The sequence below is a fragment of the Streptomyces sp. CCM_MD2014 genome, assembly GCF_000772045.1.
GTDB classification, from domain to species: domain Bacteria; phylum Actinomycetota; class Actinomycetes; order Streptomycetales; family Streptomycetaceae; genus Streptomyces; species Streptomyces salinarius.
Map to the genome: position 1 here is coordinate 8,188,801 of NZ_CP009754.1, position 25,840 is coordinate 8,214,640.

A 25,840-nucleotide genomic window follows, 5' to 3' on the forward strand; every position below is an offset into this window, starting at 1 on the left:
CTGACGCCAGCGTCAGGTTTTAGCGTACCGGCCATGGACATCAACAACTCCGTCGCTCTTGTCACCGGAGCCAACCGCGGCCTGGGCCGCGCCTTCACCCAGCGCCTGCTCGAGCGAGGCGCCCGCAAGGTCTACGCGACGGCCCGCCGACCGGAGACCGTGGACCTGCCCGGGGTCGAGGTGCTGCCGCTCGACATCGCCGATCCCGTATCCGTGAGGGCCGCCGCAGAGGCCGCCGCGGACGTCTCGCTGCTCATCAACAACGCGGGAATCAGTACGGGGACCGACCTGGTCACCGGACCGCTGAACGCGGTGCGGCACGAGCTGGAGACCAACCTGTTCGGCCACCTGGGAATGATCCGGGAGTTCGCGCCGTCGCTCGCCGGGAACGGTGGAGGCGCGATCGTCAACGTCCTCTCCGCCATGTCGTGGTTCGGGAGCAAGGGGGGCAATGCCTATCACCTGAGCAAGGCCGCCGCCTGGGCCATGACCAACGGCGTCCGCTTGGAGCTCGCCGAGCAGGGCACGCTCGTCACGGCGGTCCACCTCGGCCTGGCCGACACCGACATGGCCGCGGGGTGGCCCGTGGACAAGATCGCGCCGTCGGACCTGGCCGACGCGGCCCTCGACGGCGTCGAGGCGGGCTCCGCCGAGGTCCTCGCCGACCAGTGGAGCCGGGACGTCAAGTCCCGTCTGCCGCTGTCACCGGAAGAGTTCAGCGCCGCGATGGACCGCGCACTCGCGGAGCTGATGGCGACCTGAGGACTCCCGAGAGAAGTGCTTTTCCTCGCCCCTTCCCCTTCGCCCTCGTCGGAGGGGCGCGGAACCCGCGTAATCGCCATTGAGTAATCCGGCGACCTCGGCTTCGACGGCCGTCGAGCGCCCCGGCCCTTCTCCCGTCAGGATGCGTTTTCACCCGCCGGTCCGGGTGATGCGGCGCCAGTCGCCTGCTCGGCAGCAGGGGTGCCGACGTCCGTGGAGCTCTTCGGCGCGCCCTCGTCGCTGCCGGCGGCACTCCTGTCGACCGTGCAGTGGAGGGCGTCGTCGACCACGTCGGCGACGATGGTGTCACCGGGATCGGCCTCCCCGCCGAGGAGGAGGTCGGCGATACGGTTGTCGAGTTCCGTCTGGATCGTGCGCCGCAGCGGGCGGGCACCGAACTCGGGCTGGTAGCCGTGGGCGATCAGCAGCTTCTTGGCGGCTTCGGTGACCTCCAGCTTCAGGCCCTGCGCATGTACGCGGTGCGCGCTCCGGGCGAGGAGGTGGTCCAGAATCTCGCTCAGGTCGTCCTGGGTGAGGCTGTGGAAGATGATGATGTCGTCGATGCGGTTGAGGAACTCGGGCAGGAACCGGGCCCGCAGTTCCTGCATCAGCTCGTCCTTGAGGTCGGCGGCACGGCCCTCGTGGTCGAGGATGCGGTGGGCTCCGATGTTGGACGTCATGACGACCACGCAGTGCCGGAAGTCGACGGTGCGGCCCTGGCCGTCGGTGAGGCGGCCGTCGTCGAGGATCTGCAGCAGCGTGTTGAAGACGTCGGGGTGCGCCTTCTCCACCTCGTCGAACAGGAGCACGCTGTACGGCTGGCGGCGGACCTTCTCCGTGAGCTGGCCGGCCTCGTCGTAGCCGACGTATCCGGGGGGTGCGCCGACGAGCCGGGCGACGGTGTGCTTCTCCTGGAACTCGCTCATGTCAAAGCGGATCATGCGGTTCTCCTCGCCGAACAGCAGCTCGGCGAGGGTCTTGGCCAGCTCGGTCTTGCCGACGCCGGTGGGGCCGAGGAAGAGGAAGGAGCCCACGGGGCGGTTCGGATCGCCCATGCCGGCCCGGTTGCGGCGCACGGCACGCGAGACGGCGGTGACCGCCTCGTCCTGGCCGACGATCCGGGCGTGCATCTCCTCCTCCAGCCTGAGCAGCCGCTCCTTCTCCCCGGCGGTCAGCTGGGAGACCGGGATGCCGGTGCGGCGGGAGATCACGTCGGCGATGTCGTCGGAGGTGACCGAGACGACGCCCTCGCGGCGCTCCTCGATGCCCGCGAGTTCGCCCTCCGCCTCGGCGATCTCGCGCTTCAGCTCGCCCGCGCGGCCGTAGTCCTCGGCGGCGACGGCCTGCTCCTGTTCCCGGCGGAGCCGCGCGATGCGGTCCTCACGGCTGACCACCTCGGTGGAGCGGCTCGCGCTGCGCAGCCGTACCCGTGCACCCGCCTGGTCCATGACGTCGATCGCCTTGTCGGGCAGGAATCGGTCGCTGACGTAGCGGTCGGAGAGTTCCGCCGCCGCGGTCAGGGCGCCGTCGGCGAAGCGGACCTGGTGGTGAGCCTCGTAGGCGTCCCGCAGGCCCTCCAGGATCTGCACCGTCTCCTCGACCGTGGGCTCGGGGACCATCACGGGCTGGAAGCGGCGTTCGAGGGCGGCGTCCTTCTCGACGTACTTGCGGTACTCGTCGATGGTCGTGGCGCCCACCACGTGCAGTTCGCCGCGGGCGAGGGCGGGCTTGAGCATGTTGCCGGCGTCCATGGAGCCCTCGCCGGTCGCCCCGGCGCCGACGACGGTGTGCAGTTCGTCGATGAACAGGATGATCTCGCCGCGGGCTTGCTGGACGTCCTCGATGACCTTCTTGAGCCGCTCCTCGAACTGCCCCCGGTACTGCGCGCCGGCCACCATGGCGGACAGGTCGAGGGCGACCACCCTCTTGTCCTTCAGCGTGTCCGGGACCTCGCCGGCCACGATGCGCTGGGCCAGTCCCTCCACGATGGCGGTCTTGCCGACGCCGGGCTCGCCGATCAGCACCGGGTTGTTCTTGGAGCGCCGGGAGAGGATCTCGACGGTCTGTTCGATCTCCTCGGCGCGGCCGACCACGGGGTCGAGTTTCCCGGCGTTGGCCTCCTCGGTCAGGTCCCTCCCGTACTCGTCGAGCGTCGTGGCGGGCTTGCCGGCACCGTCACCCGATGTCCCGCCCGAGCGGGCGACCTGCTCGGTGAGCCCCTCCAGCTTGCCGATGTCCCGGCCCTCCGCGCTCAGCAGCCGGGCGGCGCCGGTGTCGCCGTCCAGAAGGGCGCCCAGTATGTGCTCGGGGCCTATGTAGGAGACGCCCGACGCCCTGGAGCGGGCGTAGGCGGTGGCGAGGGTGCGCTTGGCGGCCGGGGTGAGGCCCGGCTCGGCGGAGGGCTCGCCCGCCTCGCGGGGCAGGACCTCGGCGATCTGGGCCGCGAGCGAGTCGGGGTCGGCGCCCGCCCTGGCGAGCAGTCCCCGCGCGGGCTCGACCTTCGTGGCCGCCCACAGCAGGTGCTCCGTGTCCAGGTCGGACGTGCCGTCCTCCAGCGCCCGCCGGGCGGCCAGGTTGAGGAGTTCCTGCGAGGACTCGGTCAGCATCCGGCCGATCGGCACCCGCTGCACCGCCGGCGGCGAGGACGCGGGCGAGGTACCGAAGAACCGGTTGAACAGATCACTGAACGGGTCGGAGGGACCGAACGCTGAGCCGAACGACATCGACATGGCGACTCCACTGCCGGGGCTTTCCTCCACCCAAACGCCGCGGGCACACTCCTGCAAGCGGACCGGGCCGGTACCGAGCGGCACACCTCCTGCTGCAACAGACCGGACGGGCCCTGGAGCGCCGAAACGGTGCACGCCTTTCCGGAACAGCGCTCCGTCTGCGAACAAGCAGGGTGAGCGTGCCGGCGACGGTGACAGCCGGCGACGGTGACACCAGCACGATTGACCGGCGAGCCGCCGCCCAGGCCCCGGTGCCCGTTGCGGGCGGACCTGCCGAGCGGGACAAGTCACTGAGCAGGAGAGAGACTGGATCCACCGGCCACCGCAGTGCCGTGAAACAGCGGCCGAGCGTGTTCGCCGGCCGGCACCCTGTCGCCGCACAGCCGCCACAGCGCTGGTCCAGGACGTGTCCGCAAGCCTCGGCGAGGTCCAGGCCGACAACCGGCAGTTCCTCTGCCGGGAAGGCCACCGAGCCCGGTTCGTACTCGACCGAAGCGAAGGGCACGATGGAGGAGCGCGTAACTGATGTGACCCCTTGCATCTGCCGAGGGAAGGGGCGCCGACGATGAGCGCACACGAGTCATCGGGGAACCAGAGGTCGGGACCGGAGACGCCCCGGGCGTGGTCGTCATCGGCGGGAGGGATGCTCGACCTGCTCGGTGTGTCGGCAGTCGTGGTGGACGGTGCCGGCCGGATCGTCTTCTGGAGCCCGCAAGCCGGTGACGTGTTCGGCTATTCCTCCGAGGAGGCACTGGGCCGCTACGCTGCCCGGCTCCTCCTCCACGAGGAGCACCGCGGTCTCGCGATGAAATTGTTCGCCAAGGTATTGAGCACCGGAGAGAACTGGGCGGGAGCCTTCCCCATCAGGAGGAAGGACGGCAGCACGCGACTGGTGGAATTCCGCAACGTGCGGCTGCAGAACGACCGGGGCGAGATGTACGCCCTGGGGATCGCCGCAGACCAGAGCGTGCTGGAGCGTGCCGAGACCCAACTCGCGTTGTCCGAGCAACTCGTGTCGCAAGCACCCATCGGCATCGCGCTCATGGACACCAACCTGCGATACGTCCTCGTCAATCCGGCCCTGGAACGCATCAACGGTGTGTCCGCCGCGGATCATGTCGGGCGGCACCCGCACGACATTCATGTCTCCCCCGAAATCGGTGCCGCGGAGGCGGTGATGCGGGAGGTGCTGCTCACCGGTAAGCCGGTGCTCGACCAGTACATCGTCGGCCGCACCCGTGGGGACCCGGACCATGATCATGCATGGTCGGTGTCGTACTACCGCCTCGAAGGACCGGGCGGCCGAGTCATCGGTGTGGCGAACTCGGTCGTCGACGTCACGGACAGACACCGTGCCGCAGCCGAGGCGGACCGGGCCCGCTGCAGGCTGACGTTGATCGCCGACGCGTCGGCGCGGGTGGGGACCACGCTGGGGGTGGAGCAGACGGCACGGGAACTGGCTCATACCGCTGTACCCGAGCTGGCGGACGTCGCGGCGGTCGATGTCCTCGACAGTGTTCTGGCCTTCCGCCGTAACCACGGCCACCGCGACGGCCCTGAGCTCTTCCGTGCACTCGCGGTCGCCACGGCCCACCCGAGCGAGGCCGCCGACGCAGCGGACCCGGTAGGGGACGTGGCCTCCTACAGCGCCGACCGCTTGATCACACAGTGTGTGCACACCGGCCGGCCCGTCCTCGTGCCCCACACCGGTCCGGACGATCTGCAGCGCATCGCGCGCGATCAGGAGGCGGCGACGGCGCTGGCACGCGCCGGCGTCCACTCCTACCTGGCCGTGCCCCTGATCGCTCACAACGAGATCCTCGGTGCCTTCGACCTGATACGCACCCAGAACCCGCTCCCCTTCGATGAGGACGATGTCGTCCTCGCCCGGGAACTGGCGGCACGGGCAGCAGTAGCCATCGACAATGCCCGCTGGTACCAGAGCGTGCGCGATTCCGCCGAAAGCCTCCAGCGCAGTCTGCTGCCCAGCCACCCCTCCCGGCTCCCGGGGCTCGAAGTCGCCTCGCTCTACCAGCCGGCGCACGCCTCCTGCGAGATCGGCGGGGACTGGTACGACGTCATCCCGCTGTCCGGCGACAGAGCCGCCCTGGTCGTCGGGGACGTGATGGGCAACGGCATCGATGCGGCAGCGACCATGGGACGCCTGCGCACAGCCACTTGCGCTTACGCCGACCTCGAGCTCGAACCGCACGAGGTGCTCCGACACCTCGACCGACTCACCTGCGGGCTTGAGCACTACATCGCCACATGCCTCTACGCCGTGTACGACCCCCATCAAGGGGAGTGCCGCATCGCCAATGCCGGACACCTTCCTCCCGTCCTCGTGCGCCCTGGCAAGCGTCCTCGACTCGTCTCCCTTCAAGCCGGAGCACCCCTGGGCGTCGGCGGCGTTCAGTTCGACACCATGACCTTCGGCCTGAAGCCCGCAGACAGACTCGTCCTCTACACCGACGGACTGGTGGAGACGCGTGATCAGGCCATCGACGAACGGCTGGACGCGCTCGTCGATGCCTTGGACGGGCGGCCCTCGCCACTCGACGACACCCGCCGGAACCTCCTGCACTCCTTGCGCCACCCCGACGACCACGACGACGTCGCGATCCTGATCGCCGAAGCCCACAGCACCTGAGCCACCGTGTCGGCCCCTGTCACTTCATGGCGCATTCCCGCAGATCACGCGTACCTGCCGGAGCGCATCGCCCGTCCGCGGGCGAGAAGCCTCGCCCGAATCGAGGTTTGCGCCGGGGAGCGTTAACGTGGCTGACAGGGGGATATCCACGAGGAGCTGCCCCGTCTGGACACAGACATTGCGCCAACGGGAGCCCGGCCCCGACCTGCCCGATTCGCAGGAGGAATCATGACCAATCCCGAGGAAGACCCCAGCCGGCAAGAGGGTCCGGCGGACGGTGGTGCGGCGGGGACGCCGGGTGTGCATGACGGTGGGGCCGACGGTGGTGCGGAGGGTCCGGCGGACGGTGGTGCGGCGGGGACGCCGGGTGTGCATGACGGTGGGGCCGACGGTGGTGCGGAGGGTCCGGCGGACGGTGGTGCGGCGGGGACGCCGGGTGTGCACGACGGTGGCGCCGACGGAAGCGCGGACGAGCCGTCCCCCAGCGGCAGTTGAACGCCTTCCCCCGGGAATGCCGGCGCCCTGAGCCCGCGACAGCGGGCGACGGGGCGCTGCGCCGCCTCACCGACCTGAGCCCGGCGGAGTTCGCCCGAGACGTGTGGGCGCGGACTGCGCTGTACACACCGCGGGCGGGCGACTTCTCCGACCTGTTCTCCGCGCACGCTGTCGACGAGCTCGTCTCACGCCGCGGGCTGCGCACGCCGTTCCTCCGTGTGGCCAAGGATGGTTCCACACGCCCCGACACGTCGTTCACCTCGTCCGCCGGCGTCGGCGCCACGATCTCCGATCAACTGGACGACACGGCCGTGTGGCGGGCGTTCGCAGACGGCGCCACGCTCGTGCTGCAGGCGCTGCAGCGCACTTGGCAGCCGGTCGGCGACTTCGTGACCGGGCTGAGTTCGGACCTCGGGCACCCTGTCCAGGCGAATGCATACGTCACGCCGCCACAGAGCCGCGGTTTCGACGACCACTACGACGTCCACGACGTCTTCGTCCTCCAGATCCAGGGCACCAAGCGCTGGCTCGTCCACGAGCCGGTCCACCGCGACCCGCTGCGGGATCAGCCCTGGACCGACCGGCGCCCCGCCGTGGCCGAGGCGGCGAAGGCCGACGCCCGCATTGACACCGTCCTCGAGCCCGGCGACACCCTCTACCTGCCGCGCGGGTGGCTGCACTCCGCCCAGGCGCAGGGCGCGGTCTCCATCCACCTGACCCTGGGCATCCACACCTGGACCCGGTACACACTGGCCGAACAACTCGCGCAGCAGGCCCTCGCGATGCTGCGCGAGGACCCGTACATGCGTACCACCCTTCCTCTGGGGATCGGGGACCCGCGCGAGGAGATCGACCTCGTCAGGGGCCTCCTCCTCGCCGCCGTCGAGGGGGCGGACTCCGCGCCGTTGTTCCACCGGGCCAGGCGCGGGCAGGCACGGCCGGCCCCGTTGGGGCCGCTGGCCCAGTTCGAGGCCGTCGACGGACTCGGCCCCGAGTCCGCGGTGCGGCTGCGCGAGGGCCTGGAGGCGCGCCTGGAAGGGCAGTGTCTGCGTACCCGAGCCGGCTGGCTGGAGTTCCCCCGGACCGACCTGCCGCCCGTCACCAGCCTGCTCGACGGTGACGTCCACACGGCCGGAGACCTCGGCGTCGCGCTGGTCAGGAGACTGCTGCGCGCGGGCGTACTGGTGCCCGCCGAACCGTGAGGCCCGAGACGGCTGGGACCGGCCCCTTCTTCTGCTCCGACGCCGCCCGCGCACGCGGCGACCCCATCGCCGGCACGGCACCGTACGGCGGCGTCTGGATTCTCGTCGAGCACGGGGGAGGCTGGCCGGCGAACGGGTTCGACGGACTCGATCTCCAGCCGGACGTCAAAGCACGCGTGTACCGCGCGGCGCAAGCCGTGCGGGCCAGGATCCTCCTGGTCAGGAGACATGGGCGTCGCACGGCCTCTACTTCGGCCCAGCGCTGGGCCGTACTGCGCCACGACGGTTCCGGGGTGCACCGCCAACAGTGGGGTACGTGGAGCACGGACGAGGATCTGGCGGAGGTCGTCGAAGCTCTCGCCGCCCCCGGCGAAGTCGGTCTACCACCTGTCGTCCTCGTCTGTGCGCACGGTCAGCACGACCCTTGCTGCGCGGTGCGCGGGCGGCCCGTGGCGCGTGCGCTGAGCGAGCGCTGGCCGGACCTGGTGTGGGAGTGCGCACACGTCGGTGGCGACAGGTATGCCGCGAACGTCGTCGTCGCGCCCGACGGCGTCTACTACGGGGGTCTCGACGGCCGGTCGTCCGTCGCGGTGGTGGAGGAGCATCTGGCCGGCCGCATCCATGCCGAGTACCTGCGGGGGTACACGGATCTCTTCCCGCCGCAGCAGGCCGCCGTCGCGGCCGTCCTCGCCCTGGCCGGACCGGCGGGGCGGCAGGACTACGCGGTCACCGAGACGTCGCGCGACGGCGACCGGTGGAGGATCCGTGTCGCGGGCCGCCCGCCTCGAGCGTCACGGTTCGACGTCGTGGTCCGGTCGTACCGCACCCCGCCGACCCGGTTGACGTGCCGGGGAGTGGCGAGGAGCTCGGCCGTTGTCCACGAAGTCGTCTCGATCAGCACGGCATGAGCCCGCCATACGCCCTTCCACGCCGCCGCGCCGCAGACGCTGCTCGTGGCCACCTGATCACCACCCCCCCCGGCAAGGCGCCGGTGGGCGTCAGGGCCCCCACTGGTGGCGGGCACGGGCCATGTCCACCCGTGCCCCGCGCATCGGTGTTCCCTCGTCCCGCAGGAGGGCCGCCGCCCGCCCGCCGTGGCAGGAGGGCGGCGTCCCGTCCGCGTACACGACACGCCACCACGGCACGCCCTCGTCCAGCAGGCTCATGGCCCGCCCCGCCTGGCGCGCACCGACACCGGCCCGCCGGCCGACGTCACCGTAGGAGGCCACCGCACCCGCGGGAATCGAGCACACCGCGTCACGGACGTCGTCGACGAAGGTCACGGCCCCTCCACGTCGGGTGGCGGGTAGGTGAGATGGCCGTCGCGGACCCTCGCGTGCTCGTTCAACACCGCGGGCTTCGCGGCCGTCCGCGACGTGATGTGCACGACCTCCACCCCGGCGACCAGCAGCGCGTCGGTGATCAACCGACGGTGGCACCGCCACGGCACCGCCTCGCTGCACATGATCGCCGGCTGCTCGCGCCGCGCCAGTCGGATCAGCTCGTGCAGGCCCTCAGCGAATGCGTCGCTCGCCATGTAGTCGGCGTAGTCGCGGAAGGCTTTCACCCGCCACGCGCCGTTCTCGCTGGGAACCCCTTTCGGGGTGTGCCGTCGGCCCCCGAGCTGAGGGATCCAGAGGTATCCGATGCCGGACGGCAGGTTCGTCACCATCGCGGACCGGTTCCACTGGGGGTGCTTCCTCGACGAAGGGTAGGAGCGCACATCGACCAGGCAGGTGATGTCATGGCTGCGCAACATCTCCAGTATCTCGTCGAATTCACGCGTCGAATGACCGATCGTGTACACGCGGCCGCCCATTGGTTCTACACCTTTGTCAACGCGCCACCCTTGTGCATGGCGATGTGGTCGGTCTTGTCACTCTTTATTTCGTATTGCGGGTCATTCGGCGAGCAGTGTCGAGTACGGCCTTTGAATTCCACGTCATGGGTGTGCTTCTTGATGATGACGCCTTCGACGTATCCGGCCTCGGAGTTCCAGCGCACGTGGTCTCCCACGGCAAAGTCCCCAGCCATTGTCGTCCCCTTCTTTCCGTTCCTCGGCCGACGAGATGCGCGGGTTCCCGGCATCCCGACTCTGACACGCCTCCAGATTCCCGCGCCGGCGGAAAGGCGGCTATCCGGTGAACCGCTCGGTTGCCGAGCCGTCGGGGAGTGGCTCCAGCAGACGACAGCTGCCTGACGCGTCACCACAGGTCTTCTTCGGCTGAGCGGCACTGACTGATTGATCGACGGGGGAAAGGGCAGAAGAACTAATTCCGCTGAGCACTCCACGATGCGCCGTGTCGCTCACGGACGACGAGGTCACCGACCTCGCCGAATGATCGGCGGCAGTCGCCGGTGCCACCCGTCCTTTTCGTGGCAACTGCAACCGTGTGCGGGCCCACCGCCGACGGGCAGCGCTTCAAGCCGACCGGCCGGCCCGTGTCAGCCATCGGTGGCCGGCACGGGCCGGCCCGCACTGCTCCGGACGCCTACGGCTTCCAGGCGGACCACCAGGCCTTTTGACGTCGGCTGGTTGCTGATGTCCGCCACGCTGTCCAGCGGCACGAGGACCTGAGTCTCCGGGTAGTAGGCCGCCGCGCAGCCGCGGCTGGTCGGATAGGGGACGACCTGGAAACCCTCCGCGCGGCGCTCCGTCTCGTCGGTCCACACGCTCACCAGATCCACGCTCTGCCCCTCGGACAGCCCGAGTTCCATGATGTCCTCCGGATTGACGAGCACGACTTTGCGGCTGCCGTGGATGCCGCGGTAGCGGTCGTTGTTCGTGTAGGGAATCGTGTTCCACTGGTCGTGCGAGCGGAGCGTCTGCAGCAGCAGGTGTCCCTCGGGGGCCTGCGGCATCTCCCAGTCGTTGCACGTGAACCGGGCCCGGCCCGTGGATGTGCCGTAGATCCCCTCGTTGACGGGGTTCGGCAGACTGATGCCGCCCGGCCGGGTCACCCGCCGGTTGAAGTCGTGGAAACCAGGCACGACGTTGGCGATCCGGTCACGGACGGTCCCGTAGTCGGCCTCGAACCGCGCCCACGGAATGCCGGCTCCGCCGTCCAGGGTGCGGCGTGCCAGCCGGCACAGGATGGCGACCTCGCTGAGCAGCAGGCGGGACGCCGGCTGCAGACGCCCCCGGGAGGTGTGCACCTCGCTCATGGAGTTCTCCACGGTGACGAACTGCTCGCCGCCCGACTGGACGTCCACCTCGGTACGCCCCAGGGTCGGCAGGATGAGCGCGGTCTCGCCGCAGACCGTGTGCGACCTGTTGAGCTTCGTGGAGATGTGCGCGGTGAGCCGGCACCGGCGCACGGCCTCCTCGGTGAAGTCGGTGTCGGGAGCGGCCATCACGAAGTTGCCCGCCACGCCCAGGAAGACCTTGACCCGGCCCTCGTGCATGGCCCTGATCGCGTTCACGGAGTCGAGCCCGTGGTCCCGGGGCGGATCGAAGCCGAACTCGTCACGCAGCGCGTCGAGGAAGGAGTCGGGCATCTGCTCCCAGATACCCATGGTGCGGTCACCCTGCACATTGCTGTGCCCGCGCACCGGGCAGGCGCCGGCCCCGGCCCTGCCGAGATTCCCGCGCAGCAGCAGGAAGTTGACGATCTCCCTGATCGTCGGGACGCCGTGCTTGTGCTGCGTGACCCCCATGGCCCAGCAGACGACGACCCGCTTGCTGCGCAGGACGTCGTCGCGGACCCGCTCGATGTCCGCGCGTGCCAGCCCGGTCGCCCGGAGCACGTCCTCCCAGGCGATGGACCGGGCATGCCGGGCGAACTCCTCGAATCCGCTGGTGTGCGAGGCGATGAAGTCGTGGTCCAGTACGGCGCCCGGCCGGGCGTCCTCGGACTCCAGCAACAGCCGGTTGAGCCCCTGGAACAGCGCGAGATCGCCACCGCTGCGAATGTGCAGGAACCGGTCGGCGATCTGCACCCCGCGACCGATCACCCCGCGGGCCTTCTGCGGGTTCTTGAACCGCAGGAGCCCGGCCTCCGGCAACGTGTTGACCGCGATGACACGAGCTCCGTTGAGCTTCGCCTGCTCCAGGGCGGAGAGCTGGCGCGGGTGATTGGTTCCGGGGTTCTGACCGACGAGGAAGATCAGGTCGGCGTGGTGGAGGTCTTCGAGGCTCACCGTCCCCTTGCCCGTGCCCAGCGTCTCGTGCAGGGCGAATCCGCTGGACTCGTGGCACATGTTGCTGCAGTCGGGCAGGTTGTTGGTCCCGTACGCCCGGGCGAAGAGCTGCAGGACGAAGGCGGCCTCGTTGCTCACCCGGCCCGAGGTGTAGAAGACGGCCTCGTCGGGCGAGTCCAGTGACCTCAGTTCGTCGGAGATCAGTCCCAGTGCGTCGTGCCAGTTGACGGGCTCGTAATGGTCCGAGCCCGGACGCTTGACCATCGGCTCGGTGAGCCGGCCCTGCTGGTTCAACCAGAGGTCGGAGCGCTCGGCCAGCTCGGACACCGAGTGCCCGCGGAAGAAGTCCGCGGTGATCCGCCGCGAGGTCGCCTCGTCGTTGATGTGCTTGGCGCCGTTCTCGCAGTACTCGTTGAGGTGCCGGTGACCGGGGGAGGGGTCGGCCCAGGCGCAGCCCGGACAGTCGATGCCGCCCACCTGGTTCATGTTCAGCAGCGTCACTCCGGTGCGCCGCACGGACGTCTCCTCCAGGGAGTACTCCAGCGCGTGCGTCACCGCCGGCACGCCCGCCGCCCACGTCTTCGGCGGGGTCACCGCGAGTTCGTCCTGGGGCTCTTCGCCCGGTGGCCTGTGCATCAGGGACATCTCTCGCTTTCTGGCGGCTCGGATCAGCCCACGGGCCATCGGGGTACGTGGCTTCGCGGTGGCTCGGACTCCACCGGACGGACGCGTCCGTTGCGGATGGTGCCCCTCCAGCCCGGGTTCCCCTCGCCCAGGCCCTCGACGAACTCCTTGAAATGCGCCAGCTCGGACCTGAGCACGCGTCGCACCAGCCCGGACGCGTCCGCGAGGAAGACCACGACGTTCGGCCGCACGACCTGGAGGCGCACGGTGACCGCGGCACGGTCCGGTGCGGTCTCGTGGAACGTCACCTCACCCCGGTGCCGTCCGTCGAGACTCCGCCACTCCACGCAGGTGTCCGGCTGCTGCTCGACGATCTCCGTGGCGAACTCATGACGCGCCGGCCCCAGACCCACGGTCCAGTGGGTGATGGACGGCCTGACCTGCTCGACCTTCACCACCGAGGTCATGAACCGCGGAAACGTCTTGAACTGGGTCCACTGGTCGTAGGCGGTGCGCACCGGCACCGCGAGCTGGACGGTCTCTTCGATCGTGGTCATGGCTCGCCCATCTGCGATGGCTGGTCCCCACAGTGTCACCGGCGTACTGATGTGCCGCCATATGGATCTTGGAGGAGCGGCACACTCCGGCGACGAGTTCGGTGGCGGGCTGATGACAGGATGCCGGTGCTGAAGCGGAGCAGGACAGCAGACAGTCCAGACGGCTCACAAGCGGCTGATCGGGTGGGCCTATGACCGCGTCACCGGTCACCGGTCACCGGTCACCGGTCACCGCGTCACCGCGTCACCGCGTCACCGCGTCACCGGGTCACCGCGGTCCCGCGAGCGAGGCCACCGCTCCCGTGGCCAGGCGGACCGCCCGCCGGGTCACGGCCTCGAAGTCGTCGCCGGACTCCACCGCCGTCGTGGCCGCGTTGACGAAGCCCTGGAGCAGGCGCGCCGTACGGTGCGGGGCGTCGTCGCCGAGGTCGTCGAGTGCGGCGATCAGTGGTTCCAGGATCTGGGCGTGCGCCTGTGCCGCGCCTTCCCTGAGCACGGCCGCGTCCCGGTCACCGGCGAGCGCCTGGGCGATGCGGTGCTCCCCCTCCCGCACCAGGATCAGCTGCGCCCGGACGTAGGCCGCCACGGCTTCTTCGGGGGTCCGGGCGTCCGTCATCTCGGCGCGGATCCGGGAGGTCCAGCGGGGCGCGGCCTCGCGTACGACCTCGGCCAGCAGTTGTCCGCGGTCGGCGAAGTACTTGTAGACGCTGTTGCGGGCCAGTCCGGTGCGGGCGGCCACCGCGGAGAAGGTGACGGCCGAGGCGTCGCCCTCCTCCAGGATCTCGCGTGCCGCGGCGACCAGTGCGGCACGCTGCTGGGCCCGGTGGTCGGCGACGGAGGCTGCACGGATCTTGGGCACCTCGTCAGTGTAGGAGGCGATCGGCCCCGGGCGGATGGACCCCCGCTTGGGGACGCCGTGTCGCCATCTTCTATGTTGGGGACACCGTGTCCCCAACATTCTCCCTGGGAAGGCCTTCCCGTGTACTTGGCTCTGCTCGAACTGAAGGCGGCCCGTGGCCGCTTTCTCCTGATGGGTAGCGTCGTGGTCCTCGTTGCCGCGCTCGTCGGCATCGTCAGCGGTTTCACCACCGGACTCGGCGACGACACCATCTCCGCGCTGCGCAGACTCCCCGCGACCCACCTCGCCTTCGACCGCGGGGCCGACTCCGACCAGTTCGCCCGCAGCCTGGTGGGCGAGGCGGAACTGGACGGCTGGCGCGAGCGCGACGGCGTCGAGGCCGCTCCGCTCGGCGTCTCCATCGCCCGTGGCACCACGGACCGGAAGGTGGAAGTGGACTTCGCCGCCTTCGGTGTCGAGCCCGGGTCCTTCCTCGACCCCGGCGCCGCCTCCGGCACGGCCCTGTCCGCCGGCGAACCGTCCGGCGTCGTCGTCTCGCAGCAGCTGGTGAAGGACGGCGTACGTGTCGGCGACCTCCTGACCGTCGACCGCCTGGGTGTCGAACTCGAGGTGACCGGCACGACCGGGCGCTCCTCGTACGGGCACGTCCCCGTGGCCTATCTGCCCGTCGAGACCTGGCAGCGCATCCGGTTCGCCACGCCCGGCACGCGGGCCGCCGTCGCCGAGCCGCCGCACCAGTACAGTGCGGTCGCCCTCAAGGCCGGGGCCGGGGCGGATCTCACCGGGGCGGACCGGGCCCTGACCACTCGGACCGTGACCGTCGAGGACGCCTACGCCGCAGCTCCGGGCTACACCGGAGAACGTCTGACCATGACATCGATCCAGGCGTTCCTCTACGCCATCGCACCGCTCGTCGTGGGTGCCTTCTTCGCGGTGTGGACCGTGCAGCGCCGCCCCGAACTCGCGCTGCTGCGAGCGATGGGCGCCTCGCGGGCGCGGTTGCTGGGCCACACCCTCGCGCAAGCCGCGATCGTGGTGACGGCGGGCGCGGTGGTCGGAGCGGCGCTGGCCGCGGCGCTGGGCCTGGCGGTCGGCTCCGAGGTGCCGTTCAGTCTTCCGGCGGGCGCACTCGTCGCCACCATGGCGACGGTCGTCCTGGTCGGCCTCGCCGGGACCGCCGTCACACTGCGCAAGGTGACCACCGTTGACCCGATGACCATGCTGGGAGCCGGCCGATGAGTCTCGACCTTCTCGACGTCACCGTGCGGCTGGGCCGCGGCGAGTCCCGCGTCACCGCTCTGAGCGGGCTGACCGTGAGCTTCGCGCCCGCCGCCCTGACCGCGCTGGTCGGCCCCTCCGGGTCGGGCAAGTCCACCCTGCTGGCCGTCGCGGGCGCGCTGCTGCGGCCGGACGCGGGCCGGGTGCTGCTCAACGGCGCCGACATCGCGGGACTGTCCCCCGCCCAGCAGGCCCGGCTGCGCCGGGAGCGGATCGGCTACGTCTTCCAGAGCGGCAATCTCCTCAGCGGCCTCACCGCCCTCGAACAACTGCTGGCCGCGGCGTCCGTCGCCGGCCGCTCACCGCGGGCGGTACGCGCTCGCGCCATCGAGCTGCTGACCGAGGTCGGTCTGGGGCACCGGCTGCGGCACCGGGCCGACCAGATGTCCGGCGGGGAACGGCAGCGCATCGCCCTCGCACGCGCACTGCTGCTCGAACCGGACGTCCTGCTGGTCGACGAGCCGACGGCCGCGGTCGACCGGGATCGGGCGGCCGGCATCGTCGACCTGCTCGCCGCGACGACCCGGCGCCACAGCTGCGTGACCGTGGTCGCCACGCACGACCCGGTCGTGGTGGACGCGGCGGACCACGTGGTCGACATGGCCCGGCTGCGCGCCGGAGCGGACAGCCCGCGCTGACCGTCGGGCAGCGCCGACCGGCGAAGAGACCGCTCCCGGGCGGAACCGCCACCGGACCGGCGCACTGTGCGCCTGCCCGCCCTGCCCGCCCTGCCCGTCGAACACGTCGGAGGGCGGGTTCCACAGGGACGGCGTGGTCGACGGCCCTGCCCACGCTGACGTTGCCGACGCTCGCGGGATCAGCGGGGCGTCACTGGAAAGGGCGCTCGCTCTCCCGCGTGACCGGGAAGTACTGGTGCCGTACAAGGTTGGACGGAGAGGCCCGCACCGTGAAGGCGCGGGCCTCCTTCGTGCCTCACCGACCGCGGCCGCGGCCCTGCTCGGGGCTGCGGCCGGGTCGGGGCACAGCCGCCGGACTCTGCCGCACGGTCGAACCGTCGCCGGGGGACCGGGTGGCGTTCGTCGACCGGCTGCGCGCCGCCGCGGCGCTGGGACGGGCAGGCAGAGCCGGGCCCGGCTCGCTGACGGCGCGGTGCGCGGCGGTGTGCAGGACCTGGCGCCGTTCCTGCTCCTGCGCCCGCTGGCCGGGCGTGAGTGTCGCACGTCGGGCGAGTTCCCCGAGCAGTCGTTCAGCGGCCGCCTCCTGTCGTACGGCGGTCTGCCCGAGGCCCGCGGACAGGGCCGCATGCCGGTCGACGAGGGTGTGCGCGAGGAGTTGCACGACGGCGGCGTCGGTGTGGGCGAGCAGCGTCGGGTCGGGCCCGGCCGGAGCGGTGCCGCGCAGCTGAGCAGCACGCGTGGAGACCTCCCGCCACGGCGCGGTGGGCGGTGGGAGAATCGGGGCGGCTGCCCGGGCGATGTACTCCAGCTCCGGCATGGCGAAGTCCGGGGCCATCAGCGTCGCCGCCGCGTGCCGGGCGGCGAACTGGGCGGCCTCGGCGGGTGACTGCACGCGGGCGTGCTCGCTCCTGATCGCGGCGACGAGGGTCAGCTGGTCGGCCGGCGTTCCCTGGCCGGCGGCGATGGGCTGGGAGTGGACGGTGAAGCCGTCGCGGCGCAGCACGGCCGCGTAGTTCCCCAGGCCCTCGGCCTCGAAGGCCGCCGCGCCGCGGACCACTCCGGCGAGCGCGGCGTCATGGATGGCCGGGTCGACCAGGCGGCCGTGCCCGCGCTCCCGGAGTTCCTCCAGGTAGCGCGACATGATGCCCAGCCGGCTGATCGGGCCCGGCACGGCGACGAAGGCCGTCTCGATCCGGTACGGGGCGACGCCGGGCGGCAGGTGCGCCGACTGGATGCGACGGCAGATGTTCTCGTACTCGTCCGGGGTGACCATGGCGGACTCCAGCAGGATGTGGAAGCCGCGCTCCAGCGCGTACTGCTGGGCCTGTTCCCACCACGCGTCTCCGTCCGGCCGGACCAGGGCGTCGGCCTCCTGCGGCCGTTCGGCCTGCCAGCGTGCGTAGTCGGGGTGGTGGGGGTTGTAGAAGTCCATGTTGATCCAGGCGACCTCCCCGTTGCGCTCCAGGGTGTCCTTGACCATGCGGGTTACGGCCGTCTTGCCCGCCCCGGTCTGCCCGGCCACGATCACGACCACCGGGTTCTGCTGCGGGGTGCAGCCGTCCAGGTAGACGGGTGCGATCTGCTCGCGGAAGATGCGCCGATTCTCCTCCGGCGGCAGCCGGCCCTCGGTGGTCGGGCTCACGCGGCCCCGCCGGCGAGGTAGCGGCGCACCGTACGGGACAGTGCGTGGGCACGCTCCAGTGCGGCTGTGTCGTCCGGGCGCAGCCGGAGCTGGGCACGGCCCAGGTCCCGCTGGTAGCGGGTGAGCTGCTCGGCGCGCGTGCCGTCGGCGTCGCGCAGCGCGGCGGAGACCTCCGCCACGGCCGACCGCAGGTCGGCGAGGGCGGCCTCGTAGGGCTGGTCCCCGTACAGACCGCCGGGGACCGGTTCGACGTGAGCGAGGACCGGGTCGGTGGGGGAGTGGTCGGTCATGCGGGCGTCGTTCCTTCCATGTCGTCCAGCGAAGTCAGGTGAGCGGTGTCGCCCCAGGTGACCAGACGCAGCCGGTGGCCGTCGCCGTTCCAGTGCGACACAGAGGCGTTCGGGACCGGCGGCAGTTCCCCGGGCGCGACGGCGCCGATTCCGGCGAGGACATGGCGCAGGGCGATGACCACGCCGTCGTGCGCGACGACCAGGACCCGCCGCCCGGGCGCGGCCCGACCCAGGTCGGAGACGAACTGGCCCACGCGTACGGCGACGTCCGTGAGAGCCTCCCCGCCCGGCGGTCGGTAGCACCACTCGCCCAGCAGCTCCCGGCGGTCCGCTTCCTGCGGCGCCCGGGCCCGCAACGCGGCCGGAGGATGCAACTCGAACACCCCCATCTCCCGGTCCCGCAGCCGCTCGTCGACCAGCACCTCCAGCCGCGGTCCGCCGAGCCCGGCAGCGCGGGCCGCCATCCCCTCCCACGTCTGCAGGGCGCGCGTATAGGGGGAGCACACCACGAAGTCCGGCCCGGTCTGCGGCGCCTGCCCGGCCAGCCACTCGCCCAGCGCGACCGCCTGCGCGGCGCCCCGCTCCGACAGCGGAACGTCCCGGTCCCGGCCGGGTACCGGCACGGTGGACCCGGACTTCTCCGCCGCCGCGAAGGCGACGTTGGCCGTGCTCTGCCCGTGCCGCACAGCCCACAGTCCGGCCAGTGCGCAGGGCGGCACCAGGGCAGCCGGCGGCATCCCGTCAGGCGGCGTTCGTACGGTCATGACGTCCCTTCTCCGGACTCCCGGGCTTCGGTACGGAGCTGAACGGCGAGAGCGCCCACATGTCGTGGGGCGCGGGAACGCCCGCCGTGGCGCGGTCGGCGAGTTCACGCGGCTCCGCGGACAGGGCGATGCGGGCCGGAGCGGTGCGGCTGTATGCGTAGCGGTCGGCGTCGGGATCGGGCGCATCCGTCATGTCGTCAGGCTATCCCCGACGATCCGGCCGTGCGGCGCTCCGTCTCGGTCGTGCGTCCTGCACAAGTGGCAGGCGAAAGGGGTCACTTGTTCCCGGCCCGCCACAAGCACCGCACCCCAAGCTCCGTGCCCGTGTTCTCCGGCGACGCGGAGTCATGCGACCGTGACGGGGTCGATTGCCTTGTTCCCATGGTCCAGGGCGCAAACGGCGGTCTGCGCCTCTGCGTTCCCGCATGGGTGACGGGCTCGATCCGGCGAAGCCGCTGCTCGACCAGGGACATGCCGCGACGCAGTCGGCCGTCCTCGCGGGCTTCCCGAGCCATGAGCCTGCTGCGCCGGGTCTTCGCCCGCGAGGTGTCTGTGAGGCCTGCCGCACCTGCCGGCGCGTCTTCGCACCGTACGACGGGACGGCCGGTGTGCGGACGGCCCCGACGGTCCGAGCCGCCGCCTGCGGAGCGGGGAGAATGTACGGCACGTGCTTCCACCGGGGAGCCGGGAGCCCGAGGGTGATGACGATGAAGCGGAGCGAGCACAGCATCGGCGTACTCGTGTTCGACGACATGAAGATGCTCGATCTGTCCGGACCTGCCGAGGTCTTCAGCGAGGCCAATCGGTTCGGCGGCCGCTACCGCCTGACCATCGTGTCGGTCGACGGCGGTCCGGTCTCCTCCTCCATCGGCGTCCGGGTGCCCGTCGACAGCGACGTCACTGCGGCCCCCGGCTTCGACACCCTGCTGGTGGTCGGGGGCGACCGGCTCCCGCAGGGCCACGTCGCCCCGGACCTCGCCGCCGCCGCGCGGAACCTGGCCTTCCGGGCCGGCCGGGTCGCCTCGATCTGCACCGGCGCGTTCATCCTCGGCGCGGCGGGCCTGCTCGACGACAAGCGGGCCACGACGCACTGGCAGCACACCGAGCTGCTGGCCCGTCGCTGCCCCACGGCCCGCGTCGAGCCCGACGCGCTCTTCGTCCGGGACGGCTGCCTCTACACCTCGGCCGGGGTGACGGCGGGCATCGACCTGGCCCTCGCTCTGGTCGAGCAGGACCACGGCGCCGACCTGGCCCGCAGCGTCGCCCGGTCGCTGGTCGTGTACATGCAGCGGGCGGGAGGGCAGTCGCAGTTCTCCGCGTCCCTGCAGGGGCCGGCCCCGCAGACACCGGTGCTGCGGCAGGTCCAGGACGCCGTCCAGGCCGATCCCACCGCCGATCACACCTTGGAGGCCCTCGCCGCGCGCGTGCGCGTCAGCCCCCGCCACCTCACCCGCATGTTCCGCACGGAGCTGGACACGACGCCCATGCGGTACGTGGAACTGATCCGTTTCGACATGGCGAAGGCCCTGCTGGACTCGGGGCACAACGCGACGGAGGCGGCGGCGCGTTCGGGTTTCCCCAGTTACGAGAGCCTGCGGCGGGCGTTCGCACGGCACCTGGGCATCTCCCCGACGAAGTACCAGCGCCGCTTCACCACGACCGGCGCCGGGTCTCGCGCCCCGCAAAGACCCCGCTGAGGCGCGGCCGCGACCGCCCCCGGCGGGTGTGGCCGTTTGCGAGGGGGTGTCGGCCATCCGGTAGCGGACGCCGGGGCCCCGCGGGCGGAAGGTGGAGACACCGACCACCTCTGCCAAGGAGAACCGTCATGAGAGAAAAGATCGCCGGAGTCGTCGTCCCGGACAGCACGCTCGTCCGCGAGGCCACGGATCTGATCCGCAGCACCACCCCGCCGCTGATCTTCCACCACTCCCGGAGGGTGTTCCTCTTCGGCAGCCTGCAGGCCGAGACGCTGGGCCTGCGGCCCGACCCCGAGCTGCTCTACGTGGCGGCGCTGTTCCACGACACCGGCCTGGTCGACCCCTACCGCACTGACGACCAGCGCTTCGAGATGGACGGCGCCGACCAGGCCCGGGCGTTCGCGCTCGCCCACGGGCTGTCCGAGTCCGATGCGCAGACGGTCTGGACGGCCGTCGCCCTGCACACCACCCCCGAGGTGCCCTACAAGCTGGCGCCGGAGATCGCGGCCACCACCGCGGGCGTGGAGACGGACGTGCTCGGACTGAACCTGGGCAACCTCACCCGGGCCCAGATCGACGAGGTTACCGCGGCCCACCCCCGTCCGGACTTCAAGCGGCAGATCCTGCAGGCGTTCACGGAAGGGTTCCGGCACCGTCCGGCCACCACGTTCGGCACGGTGAACGCGGACGTGCTCGCACACTTCGTGCCCGGCTTCCGCCGCGTCGACTTCGTGGACGTCATCAACGATTCCGACTGGCCGGAGTGAGCCGGCATCGGTGCAGTCGGCGGCGAGCGGACATCGAGGACAAGGTGCATGTGACGTACCGGCGGTGTCCGCCCGGTCGCTGCGACTTCGAGGCGGTGGCCGGATGGCCGGTCCGTGGGAGTTGACGGTCGGCGTGGTGGTGGCGCTGCCGGCGGCGACCACGGGTGTCCGGTGCGCCGGCATACTACGCCGGCGCCGACTCCGCGCCTGGACTCTGCGGCCGCAAGGGGGCCGTCCCGCGCGGATCACCGCCGTGGTCGGGCTTGCGATCACAGGCGGCCGACAGTCGCTGCAGGGTGTGCCGGAAGACGCCCGCGTCGATCTGGAACGGGCGACCGGGGAGAGGCGAGGGCGGGTCGTCTCGGAGGAGTTCGGTGGGCAGGGCCTGCGGCGGAGGGTCTGCGGGCAGGTGAGGCTCGGGGAAGGCCAGCCACAGCCACACACCGAGCGGCAGCGGGACCGGGTACGCCGAGGTGCCTCCCGCCGGGGCCCAGGGCTCCCCTGTCTGTGGATGCTCCGGTACGAGGAGGAGGTCCGCGTCCGTGTCGGGAGCGGGCAGGTCCGGACCGGCCAGGGCGGCGTGCAGGGTCGGACCGTCCGTGGAAGGCAATGCGTCCAGGGCGCGTTGGAAGATCTCAGCGGTCAGACCGTGCGGGACGGACACAGGCCGGCCTCCGGAGGCCGCGAGCAGGTGGGCGAGCGCCCGGCCGGCTGCCGCTTCCCACCGCGGGCTCCATGACCACCAGTGGTACAGGCCGAGCCGCCGTCCTCCCCAGGAGGCGATCGGCTCGTACGGAGGTGTGCCCACCGCCGCGGCGGTCACGTCCGCCCAGGACAGCGGAGCGGGGGTGGCATCGCCAACGGCGTGCGGGCGCACGGCGTCCGGGGCGAGCCACACCGCCTGCCAGAGCGAGCAGTCGTCGATCCTGCTTGCCACCGGCAGTCCGCACACCTCGCAGGCCATGTTGGGGCCGTCGGCTCCGTCGAGGCCGCAGCAGTAGCCGCTGCACTTCTCCGGGATCAGCACGGTGCCGCGAGTGTCCCCGGGGGCGATGACGAACGAGTCGGTCACGTCGCCCGACAGCAGCCCGTCAGCCGACGCGTGGCCACCGCGGACGGCCTCGGCGTCCGGGGCGCCCTTCTCCCGGCTGCGCCATGCCGGCCCCCAGGGCTCCGACTCCACGGCAAACGTGCCAGGCTCCATGAGCACCGGGAGCTGGACCCCGTTCCCGTACACCTGATGAGCGTGAGCGGGCAGGGCGACTCGGGACAGCGGAGCGGTCAACTCGGCGCCGCAACCCGCACATACGAAGACGAACACATGCCCTCCGGTCGGGAACGAGGGGCATCTTCGCAGTAGGGCGAAGGAGAAGCCAACGAGATGCTGCCGGAGTGTCCTGCCTGAACGTCAACGAGTCGGCCGCTCGGCTGGGGGTGGTGGCCCCGACGACCGTCAGCCTCATGGTCAGCGACCTGTCGCGGCCGGGCGTCCCGCAGCGCACCGCCGATACCGCCGACGGGCCGTCCGATTCCGTGGACGAGGATTACTCCTTCCGGTTACCTTTGAAGACAAAGCCTTTGGGTCCAAAGGGAACTGGGTTCACCATGCCGCATATGACCGTCCACCTTCCAGAGAGCAAGCTGACCGGGAACGAGCCCATGCTCGTCGCCGCCCTGACCGACGCTGTCGTCGACGTCTACGGCGAATGGGCCCGCGACCTCGTCGGCATCCGCCTCGCCGGAGTCCCCGCAGGCCGTTACGCACGGGGAGGCAAAGCCGTGGACGCTGCCGCCTCGGTGGTCCTGGGCGTCCGCACCGGCCTCTTCGACCGCCCCGACGCCGACCGGATGACCACACGCCTCGGCGCCGCGCTCACCGACGCGATCACACGGGTCCTCGGTGATGATCTCCGCGCCGGCACGGTGGTCGAACTCGTGGCGTCACCGCCGGAACGCACCTTCGTCGGCGGCGCCCCCGCCGTGTGACCTTTCGGCTGGACCACCTCGCGACCGGGCTGTACTCAGGATCAGCAGTGCCCGGGGTGGAACGGTCTCCACCGCGTTTCCGCGTGGGCTTCGCAGGACTGCCCCCGACGTCTGGGCCGTCGTGCCGGGCACCGTAGGCGGCCCAGGCGGACCACTTCGTTGCTGAGCGTCAGGCGGAAAGCGTGACGGGTACGGGTGCGGGGACGGGGCGTGGTGGCGGGCGGCGTCACAGCAACGCGGCGATGCCCTCCCGGTTCTCCGGAAGCCCGGCCGCGCGGAACCACAACCGATTGCCGCCGATGCTGCCCGTCGCCTCGTCGGTGTCCACGAACGCCCGCAGCAGCGCGCGCTGGGCGGAGGTGAGCGAGTGGGCCGGGTCGTAGCCGCGGGAGAAGGCCCTGAACAGGATCGGCCCGCTCTCGTGGTCGACGACGGATCTGTGGCCGGCGGCCACCATGGCGATGGCCACCGGTGCCACCTCCTCGAACGACGCCGCCAGATCCAGCGCGGAACGCAGCACGGTGAACCGGAACCACCCGTCGACCCCACGCAGCGGCTCCGGGAACCATCCGTCCGTCGTTCGGGGCTCCCGCTGCGCGTCGAGGAGCACGGCGAGAGCGCGGGGGCGGTCGACTCGGACGGGACCGAGCGCGGCGCAGACCCGTACGGCCGGGTCGATGTCGGCGAGCAGGTCGGAGGTGTCCATTCCCCAAAGACTCAGCGCCCGCGCCACTGCGGCCCGCTCCCTCCGGCCCGTCATGGTGCCCAGTCGCGCCCGCAGCAGCGCGGCGGCGCGCGGTACCCGTTCGGCAAGGGCCGGGGCCGAGAGAAGCGGCAGCGCGGCGCCGAGCGCGGACTCACAGATCCGGGGGTCGCAGGAGGAGAGGAACGGCTCGACGGCGTCGTACAGGGCAGGACGAATGTCCCGGCACGCTCGCAGTGCGGCCAGCTCGTCGGGGTCGCGCTCGCCTCGCGTGTCCTCGTGCCAGGGCTGCCACTCCCAGTTGGCTCGGTCACGCGCCGGGTCCTCCCCGTAGGCAGCCGACTCGGCCACCTGGCCCAGCCAGTCGAGAAGGGCCGCCCGCAAGCTGCGCGGAGGCCCCTCGTCCCACGGGAAGTGTCCCTCGTGCTCGGAGAGGCACAGGGGATGGTCGAGGATCGCGGCGACGAACAGTGCCGCGGGCGCGGTGACCGTGTACAGAGAGCCCTGGTGCAGCACGCCCGTGTCCAACGCGGCCAACGCCCCGGACCGGACCGCGGCATCCTCGTCCAGAAGGGAACACAGGGACACGGGTATGTCCTCTCCGGTGCCGTAGGCGTGCCGGTGACTAGCCCAGTCCGTCTCCGACAGCAGTTCCCGAGCCACGGCCGGCAACCCGCTCAGGATCCGCTTCATGCGGGCACTCCCACTGTCCGTCATGCGTACAGCCTGCCAGCACCCACCGACAGCGCCCCCTCGGACGAGCAGCCGAGCCGGCGGGGTGACTACGGTCGGGTGCTGCGGACGGCCGGCGGACATGAGACCCGTCCGTACCCCGATGGCCTGTCAGTCAGGGCCCGCTGAGGACTGTGCCGAACAGAGGGAACAACCCTCGGACAAGACGGGAGGCGCTGAGGTGGGCCCAGCCGACCAGTCGGATGCGCCGCGCACGGTGGACGGCTTCGTCGAGAAGCACGGAGCCCGCAGGCGAAATGAGGCGGGCGGTGCGATCGTGCAGCCGCACACGAGATCCCGCATGGCCCTGCTCGGGGCTGCCTTGGCGGTTCGTCGTGCCCCGCACCATCTGGTCCGGCGCCATCAGCTTCGGCCTGGCCGCTTCTCTCAACTGAGGCCTGTGTCTTGGGGCAGCTTCGGTCACGCCCTCTTCACGGCGACCACCGTGTAGTTCTCTGCGTCCGGGTCGAAGGTGTTGGACTCCACTTCAAGACCGGCCGCTTGCAGCTGCGAGACGAGTTCCTCCTGCCGGAACGGCCAGCACGACAGCCTCTCGGAACGCGTCAGTACCGACCCGTCCGACGCCACCTGCGCCACAGCAATCTCCAGTCGGTGCTCTTCGTCCCAGCGCTGCTCGATCTGCCAGTTGTAGACGACGACCGCATCGCGTCCTTGACGCCGGACGAGTCGCTGCCCCACGTCCAGACGAGATCCACGCGCTCGTACGAGCTCCCAGGTGCGGGATGTGAGGACGAGGCGTCCGTCGCGACTCAAGAGCCGCGACATGGCGGTGAGCGCATCGAACCGAGCAGAGGCACCCTCGGCATGGGCGAGCGAGTTGCCCACGCAGAAGACCACATCGAAAGGCGGGGACCCGTCGAGAGTGTCGGACAGCTGGTCCCAGCTGACGCGCGCCGTGCGCAGCGGGACACCGTGTTGCTCCGCGAGTCGACGGGTCCGGCGCACCATCGCAGCGCTCGCGTCCGTCGCCGTCACGTCCAGACCGAGCGCAGCCAGACCCACCGCCAGTTGCCCGGTGCCACACGCGCAGTCGAGCACGCGCGCTTGCGGGGGAAGCCGTTCGACCAGGTCGCCGAACGCGGCGACAGAGCCCGCGGGAGTCAGCTTCCCTTCTGGAATCAGCCACTCGTAAACCTCTGAGAGGGTCCCGTAACCGGCCACTGCCATACACCCCAACCGAACTCGACGACGTCCCAGGCGCACGTGCTCGTCCCAGAGAATCACCCCAACCCTTCGACGCACCACAGGTTTGGAACCCGCCCCCCGCCCGACGTGCGGGGATTCCCCTTGGGAGTCCAGAACGC

Annotated in this window: 23 protein-coding genes; 9 read left to right on the forward strand and 14 right to left on the reverse strand. The window is 71.1% G+C overall.

From position 1 onward, the window contains the following. The first annotated feature begins 33 nt into the window (after window positions 1-33). Window positions 34-762 (forward strand): SDR family oxidoreductase, encoded by a 729-nt coding sequence (locus NI25_RS36685; protein ID WP_061446612.1) that lies wholly within the window; start codon window positions 34-36, stop codon window positions 760-762. 137 nt (window positions 763-899) lie between these two features. Here the strand turns inward: NI25_RS36685 and NI25_RS36690 are convergent, their stop codons facing one another. Beyond that, window positions 900-3,491: an ATP-dependent Clp protease ATP-binding subunit gene (locus tag NI25_RS36690; protein WP_078884816.1), complete on the reverse strand. Its 2,592-nt coding sequence runs from the start codon at window positions 3,489-3,491 to the stop codon at window positions 900-902. A gap of 565 nt (window positions 3,492-4,056) precedes the next feature. On the opposite strand from NI25_RS36690, the gene NI25_RS36695 reads away from it, so the two are divergent. The 3 genes from NI25_RS36695 (at window position 4,057) to NI25_RS36705 (ending at window position 8,746) form a co-directional block, all read left to right on the forward strand. Beyond that, entirely contained in the window at window positions 4,057-6,141 is a 2,085-nt protein-coding gene (locus NI25_RS36695; protein WP_078884817.1) for a SpoIIE family protein phosphatase, read from the forward strand. Between the two features lie 491 nt (window positions 6,142-6,632). Next, entirely contained in the window at window positions 6,633-7,838 is a 1,206-nt protein-coding gene (locus NI25_RS36700; protein ID WP_061446614.1) for a cupin domain-containing protein, read from the forward strand. Further along, entirely contained in the window at window positions 7,835-8,746 is a 912-nt protein-coding gene (locus tag NI25_RS36705; protein WP_061446615.1) for a sucrase ferredoxin, read from the forward strand. The genes NI25_RS36700 and NI25_RS36705 overlap by 4 nt, the downstream gene beginning before the upstream one ends. 90 nt (window positions 8,747-8,836) lie before the next feature. On the opposite strand, the gene NI25_RS36710 is transcribed toward NI25_RS36705, so the two are convergent. The 6 genes from NI25_RS36710 to NI25_RS36735 form a co-directional block, all read right to left on the reverse strand. After that, window positions 8,837-9,121 (reverse strand): MGMT family protein, encoded by a 285-nt coding sequence (locus NI25_RS36710; RefSeq protein ID WP_061446616.1) that lies wholly within the window; start codon window positions 9,119-9,121, stop codon window positions 8,837-8,839. Next, window positions 9,118-9,657 (reverse strand): DUF488 family protein, encoded by a 540-nt coding sequence (locus NI25_RS36715; protein WP_061446617.1) that lies wholly within the window; start codon window positions 9,655-9,657, stop codon window positions 9,118-9,120. The genes NI25_RS36710 and NI25_RS36715 overlap by 4 nt, the downstream gene beginning before the upstream one ends. Before the next feature lie 5 nt (window positions 9,658-9,662). Continuing rightward, entirely contained in the window at window positions 9,663-9,872 is a 210-nt protein-coding gene (locus NI25_RS36720) for a DUF2945 domain-containing protein (RefSeq protein WP_061446618.1), read from the reverse strand. 411 nt (window positions 9,873-10,283) lie between these two features. After that, complete coding sequence (locus NI25_RS36725; protein ID WP_061447262.1) at window positions 10,284-12,614, reverse strand: FdhF/YdeP family oxidoreductase; 2,331 nt, start codon at window positions 12,612-12,614, stop codon at window positions 10,284-10,286. Between the two features lie 32 nt (window positions 12,615-12,646). After that, on the reverse strand, window positions 12,647-13,159 hold the full coding sequence (locus tag NI25_RS36730) for an SRPBCC family protein (protein ID WP_061446619.1): 513 nt from the start codon (window positions 13,157-13,159) through the stop codon (window positions 12,647-12,649). Window positions 13,160-13,427: 268 nt separating this feature from the next. Next, window positions 13,428-14,018, reverse strand: a complete 591-nt coding sequence (locus NI25_RS36735; protein ID WP_061446620.1) for a TetR/AcrR family transcriptional regulator — start codon at window positions 14,016-14,018, stop codon at window positions 13,428-13,430. Window positions 14,019-14,138: 120 nt separating this feature from the next. Here NI25_RS36735 and NI25_RS36740 point away from each other — a divergent pair, with 120 nt between their 5' ends. Together NI25_RS36740 and NI25_RS36745 are read left to right on the forward strand one after the other, a co-directional pair. Continuing rightward, on the forward strand, window positions 14,139-15,257 hold the full coding sequence (locus NI25_RS36740; RefSeq protein ID WP_061446621.1) for an ABC transporter permease: 1,119 nt from the start codon (window positions 14,139-14,141) through the stop codon (window positions 15,255-15,257). Beyond that, on the forward strand, window positions 15,254-15,934 hold the full coding sequence (locus tag NI25_RS36745) for an ABC transporter ATP-binding protein (protein WP_061446622.1): 681 nt from the start codon (window positions 15,254-15,256) through the stop codon (window positions 15,932-15,934). The genes NI25_RS36740 and NI25_RS36745 overlap by 4 nt, the downstream gene beginning before the upstream one ends. 295 nt (window positions 15,935-16,229) lie before the next feature. On the opposite strand, the gene NI25_RS36750 is transcribed toward NI25_RS36745, so the two are convergent. From NI25_RS36750 to NI25_RS36765, 4 genes are read right to left on the reverse strand one after another with little or no spacing between them, the layout of a single operon-like run. Beyond that, the gene (locus NI25_RS36750; protein ID WP_061446623.1) at window positions 16,230-17,576 is read right to left on the reverse strand and encodes a zeta toxin family protein; all 1,347 of its coding nucleotides are present in this window, start codon (window positions 17,574-17,576) and stop codon (window positions 16,230-16,232) included. Continuing rightward, the gene (locus NI25_RS36755) at window positions 17,573-17,866 is read right to left on the reverse strand and encodes a hypothetical protein (protein WP_061446624.1); all 294 of its coding nucleotides are present in this window, start codon (window positions 17,864-17,866) and stop codon (window positions 17,573-17,575) included. The genes NI25_RS36750 and NI25_RS36755 overlap by 4 nt, the downstream gene beginning before the upstream one ends. Then, on the reverse strand, window positions 17,863-18,603 hold the full coding sequence (locus tag NI25_RS36760; protein ID WP_061446625.1) for a histidine phosphatase family protein: 741 nt from the start codon (window positions 18,601-18,603) through the stop codon (window positions 17,863-17,865). The genes NI25_RS36755 and NI25_RS36760 overlap by 4 nt, the downstream gene beginning before the upstream one ends. 4 nt (window positions 18,604-18,607) lie before the next feature. Further along, window positions 18,608-18,823, reverse strand: coding sequence for a hypothetical protein (locus NI25_RS36765; RefSeq protein ID WP_061446626.1), 216 nt, complete (start codon window positions 18,821-18,823; stop codon window positions 18,608-18,610). 514 nt (window positions 18,824-19,337) lie between these two features. On the opposite strand from NI25_RS36765, the gene NI25_RS36770 reads away from it, so the two are divergent. Both NI25_RS36770 and NI25_RS36775 read left to right on the forward strand, forming a co-directional pair. Next, complete coding sequence (locus tag NI25_RS36770; protein ID WP_061447263.1) at window positions 19,338-20,327, forward strand: GlxA family transcriptional regulator; 990 nt, start codon at window positions 19,338-19,340, stop codon at window positions 20,325-20,327. 128 nt (window positions 20,328-20,455) lie between these two features. Further along, window positions 20,456-21,094: an HD domain-containing protein gene (locus NI25_RS36775; protein WP_061446627.1), complete on the forward strand. Its 639-nt coding sequence runs from the start codon at window positions 20,456-20,458 to the stop codon at window positions 21,092-21,094. A 184-nt stretch (window positions 21,095-21,278) separates the two neighbouring features. Here NI25_RS36775 and NI25_RS36780 read toward each other — a convergent pair whose 3' ends face one another. Next, window positions 21,279-22,415 carry a hypothetical protein gene (locus NI25_RS36780; protein ID WP_233520815.1) on the reverse strand — a complete coding sequence of 379 codons (1,137 nt, stop codon included), beginning with the start codon at window positions 22,413-22,415 and terminating at the stop codon, window positions 21,279-21,281. A 293-nt stretch (window positions 22,416-22,708) separates the two neighbouring features. On the opposite strand from NI25_RS36780, the gene NI25_RS36785 reads away from it, so the two are divergent. Next, entirely contained in the window at window positions 22,709-23,080 is a 372-nt protein-coding gene (locus tag NI25_RS36785; RefSeq protein ID WP_233520816.1) for a hypothetical protein, read from the forward strand. 226 nt (window positions 23,081-23,306) lie between these two features. Here the strand turns inward: NI25_RS36785 and NI25_RS36790 are convergent, their stop codons facing one another. Together NI25_RS36790 and NI25_RS36795 are read right to left on the reverse strand one after the other, a co-directional pair. Continuing rightward, window positions 23,307-24,500, reverse strand: coding sequence for a hypothetical protein (locus NI25_RS36790; RefSeq protein ID WP_233520817.1), 1,194 nt, complete (start codon window positions 24,498-24,500; stop codon window positions 23,307-23,309). A 435-nt stretch (window positions 24,501-24,935) separates the two neighbouring features. Then, complete coding sequence (locus NI25_RS36795; RefSeq protein WP_233520818.1) at window positions 24,936-25,703, reverse strand: class I SAM-dependent methyltransferase; 768 nt, start codon at window positions 25,701-25,703, stop codon at window positions 24,936-24,938. Between the last annotated feature and the right edge of the window lie 137 nt (window positions 25,704-25,840).

What these genes read in the sequence shown, in the direction of transcription:
- NI25_RS36730 (WP_061446619.1), bottom strand. Translation starts at nt 13,159, where the DNA reads ATGACCACGATCGAAGAGACCGTCCAGCTCGCGGTGCCGGTGCGCACC.
- NI25_RS36790 (WP_233520817.1), bottom strand. Translation starts at nt 24,500, where the DNA reads ATGACGGACAGTGGGAGTGCCCGCATGAAGCGGATCCTGAGCGGGTTG.
- NI25_RS36785 (WP_233520816.1), top strand. Translation starts at nt 22,709, where the DNA reads ATGACCGTCCACCTTCCAGAGAGCAAGCTGACCGGGAACGAGCCCATG.
- NI25_RS36745 (WP_061446622.1), top strand. Translation starts at nt 15,254, where the DNA reads ATGAGTCTCGACCTTCTCGACGTCACCGTGCGGCTGGGCCGCGGCGAG.
- NI25_RS36795 (WP_233520818.1), bottom strand. Translation starts at nt 25,703, where the DNA reads ATGGCAGTGGCCGGTTACGGGACCCTCTCAGAGGTTTACGAGTGGCTG.
- NI25_RS36765 (WP_061446626.1), bottom strand. Translation starts at nt 18,823, where the DNA reads ATGACGGATGCGCCCGATCCCGACGCCGACCGCTACGCATACAGCCGC.
- NI25_RS36775 (WP_061446627.1), top strand. Translation starts at nt 20,456, where the DNA reads ATGAGAGAAAAGATCGCCGGAGTCGTCGTCCCGGACAGCACGCTCGTC.
- NI25_RS36760 (WP_061446625.1), bottom strand. Translation starts at nt 18,603, where the DNA reads ATGCCGCCGGCTGCCCTGGTGCCGCCCTGCGCACTGGCCGGACTGTGG.
- NI25_RS36755 (WP_061446624.1), bottom strand. Translation starts at nt 17,866, where the DNA reads ATGACCGACCACTCCCCCACCGACCCGGTCCTCGCTCACGTCGAACCG.
- NI25_RS36720 (WP_061446618.1), bottom strand. Translation starts at nt 9,872, where the DNA reads ATGGCTGGGGACTTTGCCGTGGGAGACCACGTGCGCTGGAACTCCGAG.
- NI25_RS36725 (WP_061447262.1), bottom strand. Translation starts at nt 12,614, where the DNA reads ATGCACAGGCCACCGGGCGAAGAGCCCCAGGACGAACTCGCGGTGACC.
- NI25_RS36685 (WP_061446612.1), top strand. Translation starts at nt 34, where the DNA reads ATGGACATCAACAACTCCGTCGCTCTTGTCACCGGAGCCAACCGCGGC.
- NI25_RS36715 (WP_061446617.1), bottom strand. Translation starts at nt 9,657, where the DNA reads ATGGGCGGCCGCGTGTACACGATCGGTCATTCGACGCGTGAATTCGAC.
- NI25_RS36770 (WP_061447263.1), top strand. Translation starts at nt 19,338, where the DNA reads ATGAAGCGGAGCGAGCACAGCATCGGCGTACTCGTGTTCGACGACATG.
- NI25_RS36695 (WP_078884817.1), top strand. Translation starts at nt 4,057, where the DNA reads ATGAGCGCACACGAGTCATCGGGGAACCAGAGGTCGGGACCGGAGACG.
- NI25_RS36690 (WP_078884816.1), bottom strand. Translation starts at nt 3,491, where the DNA reads ATGTCGATGTCGTTCGGCTCAGCGTTCGGTCCCTCCGACCCGTTCAGT.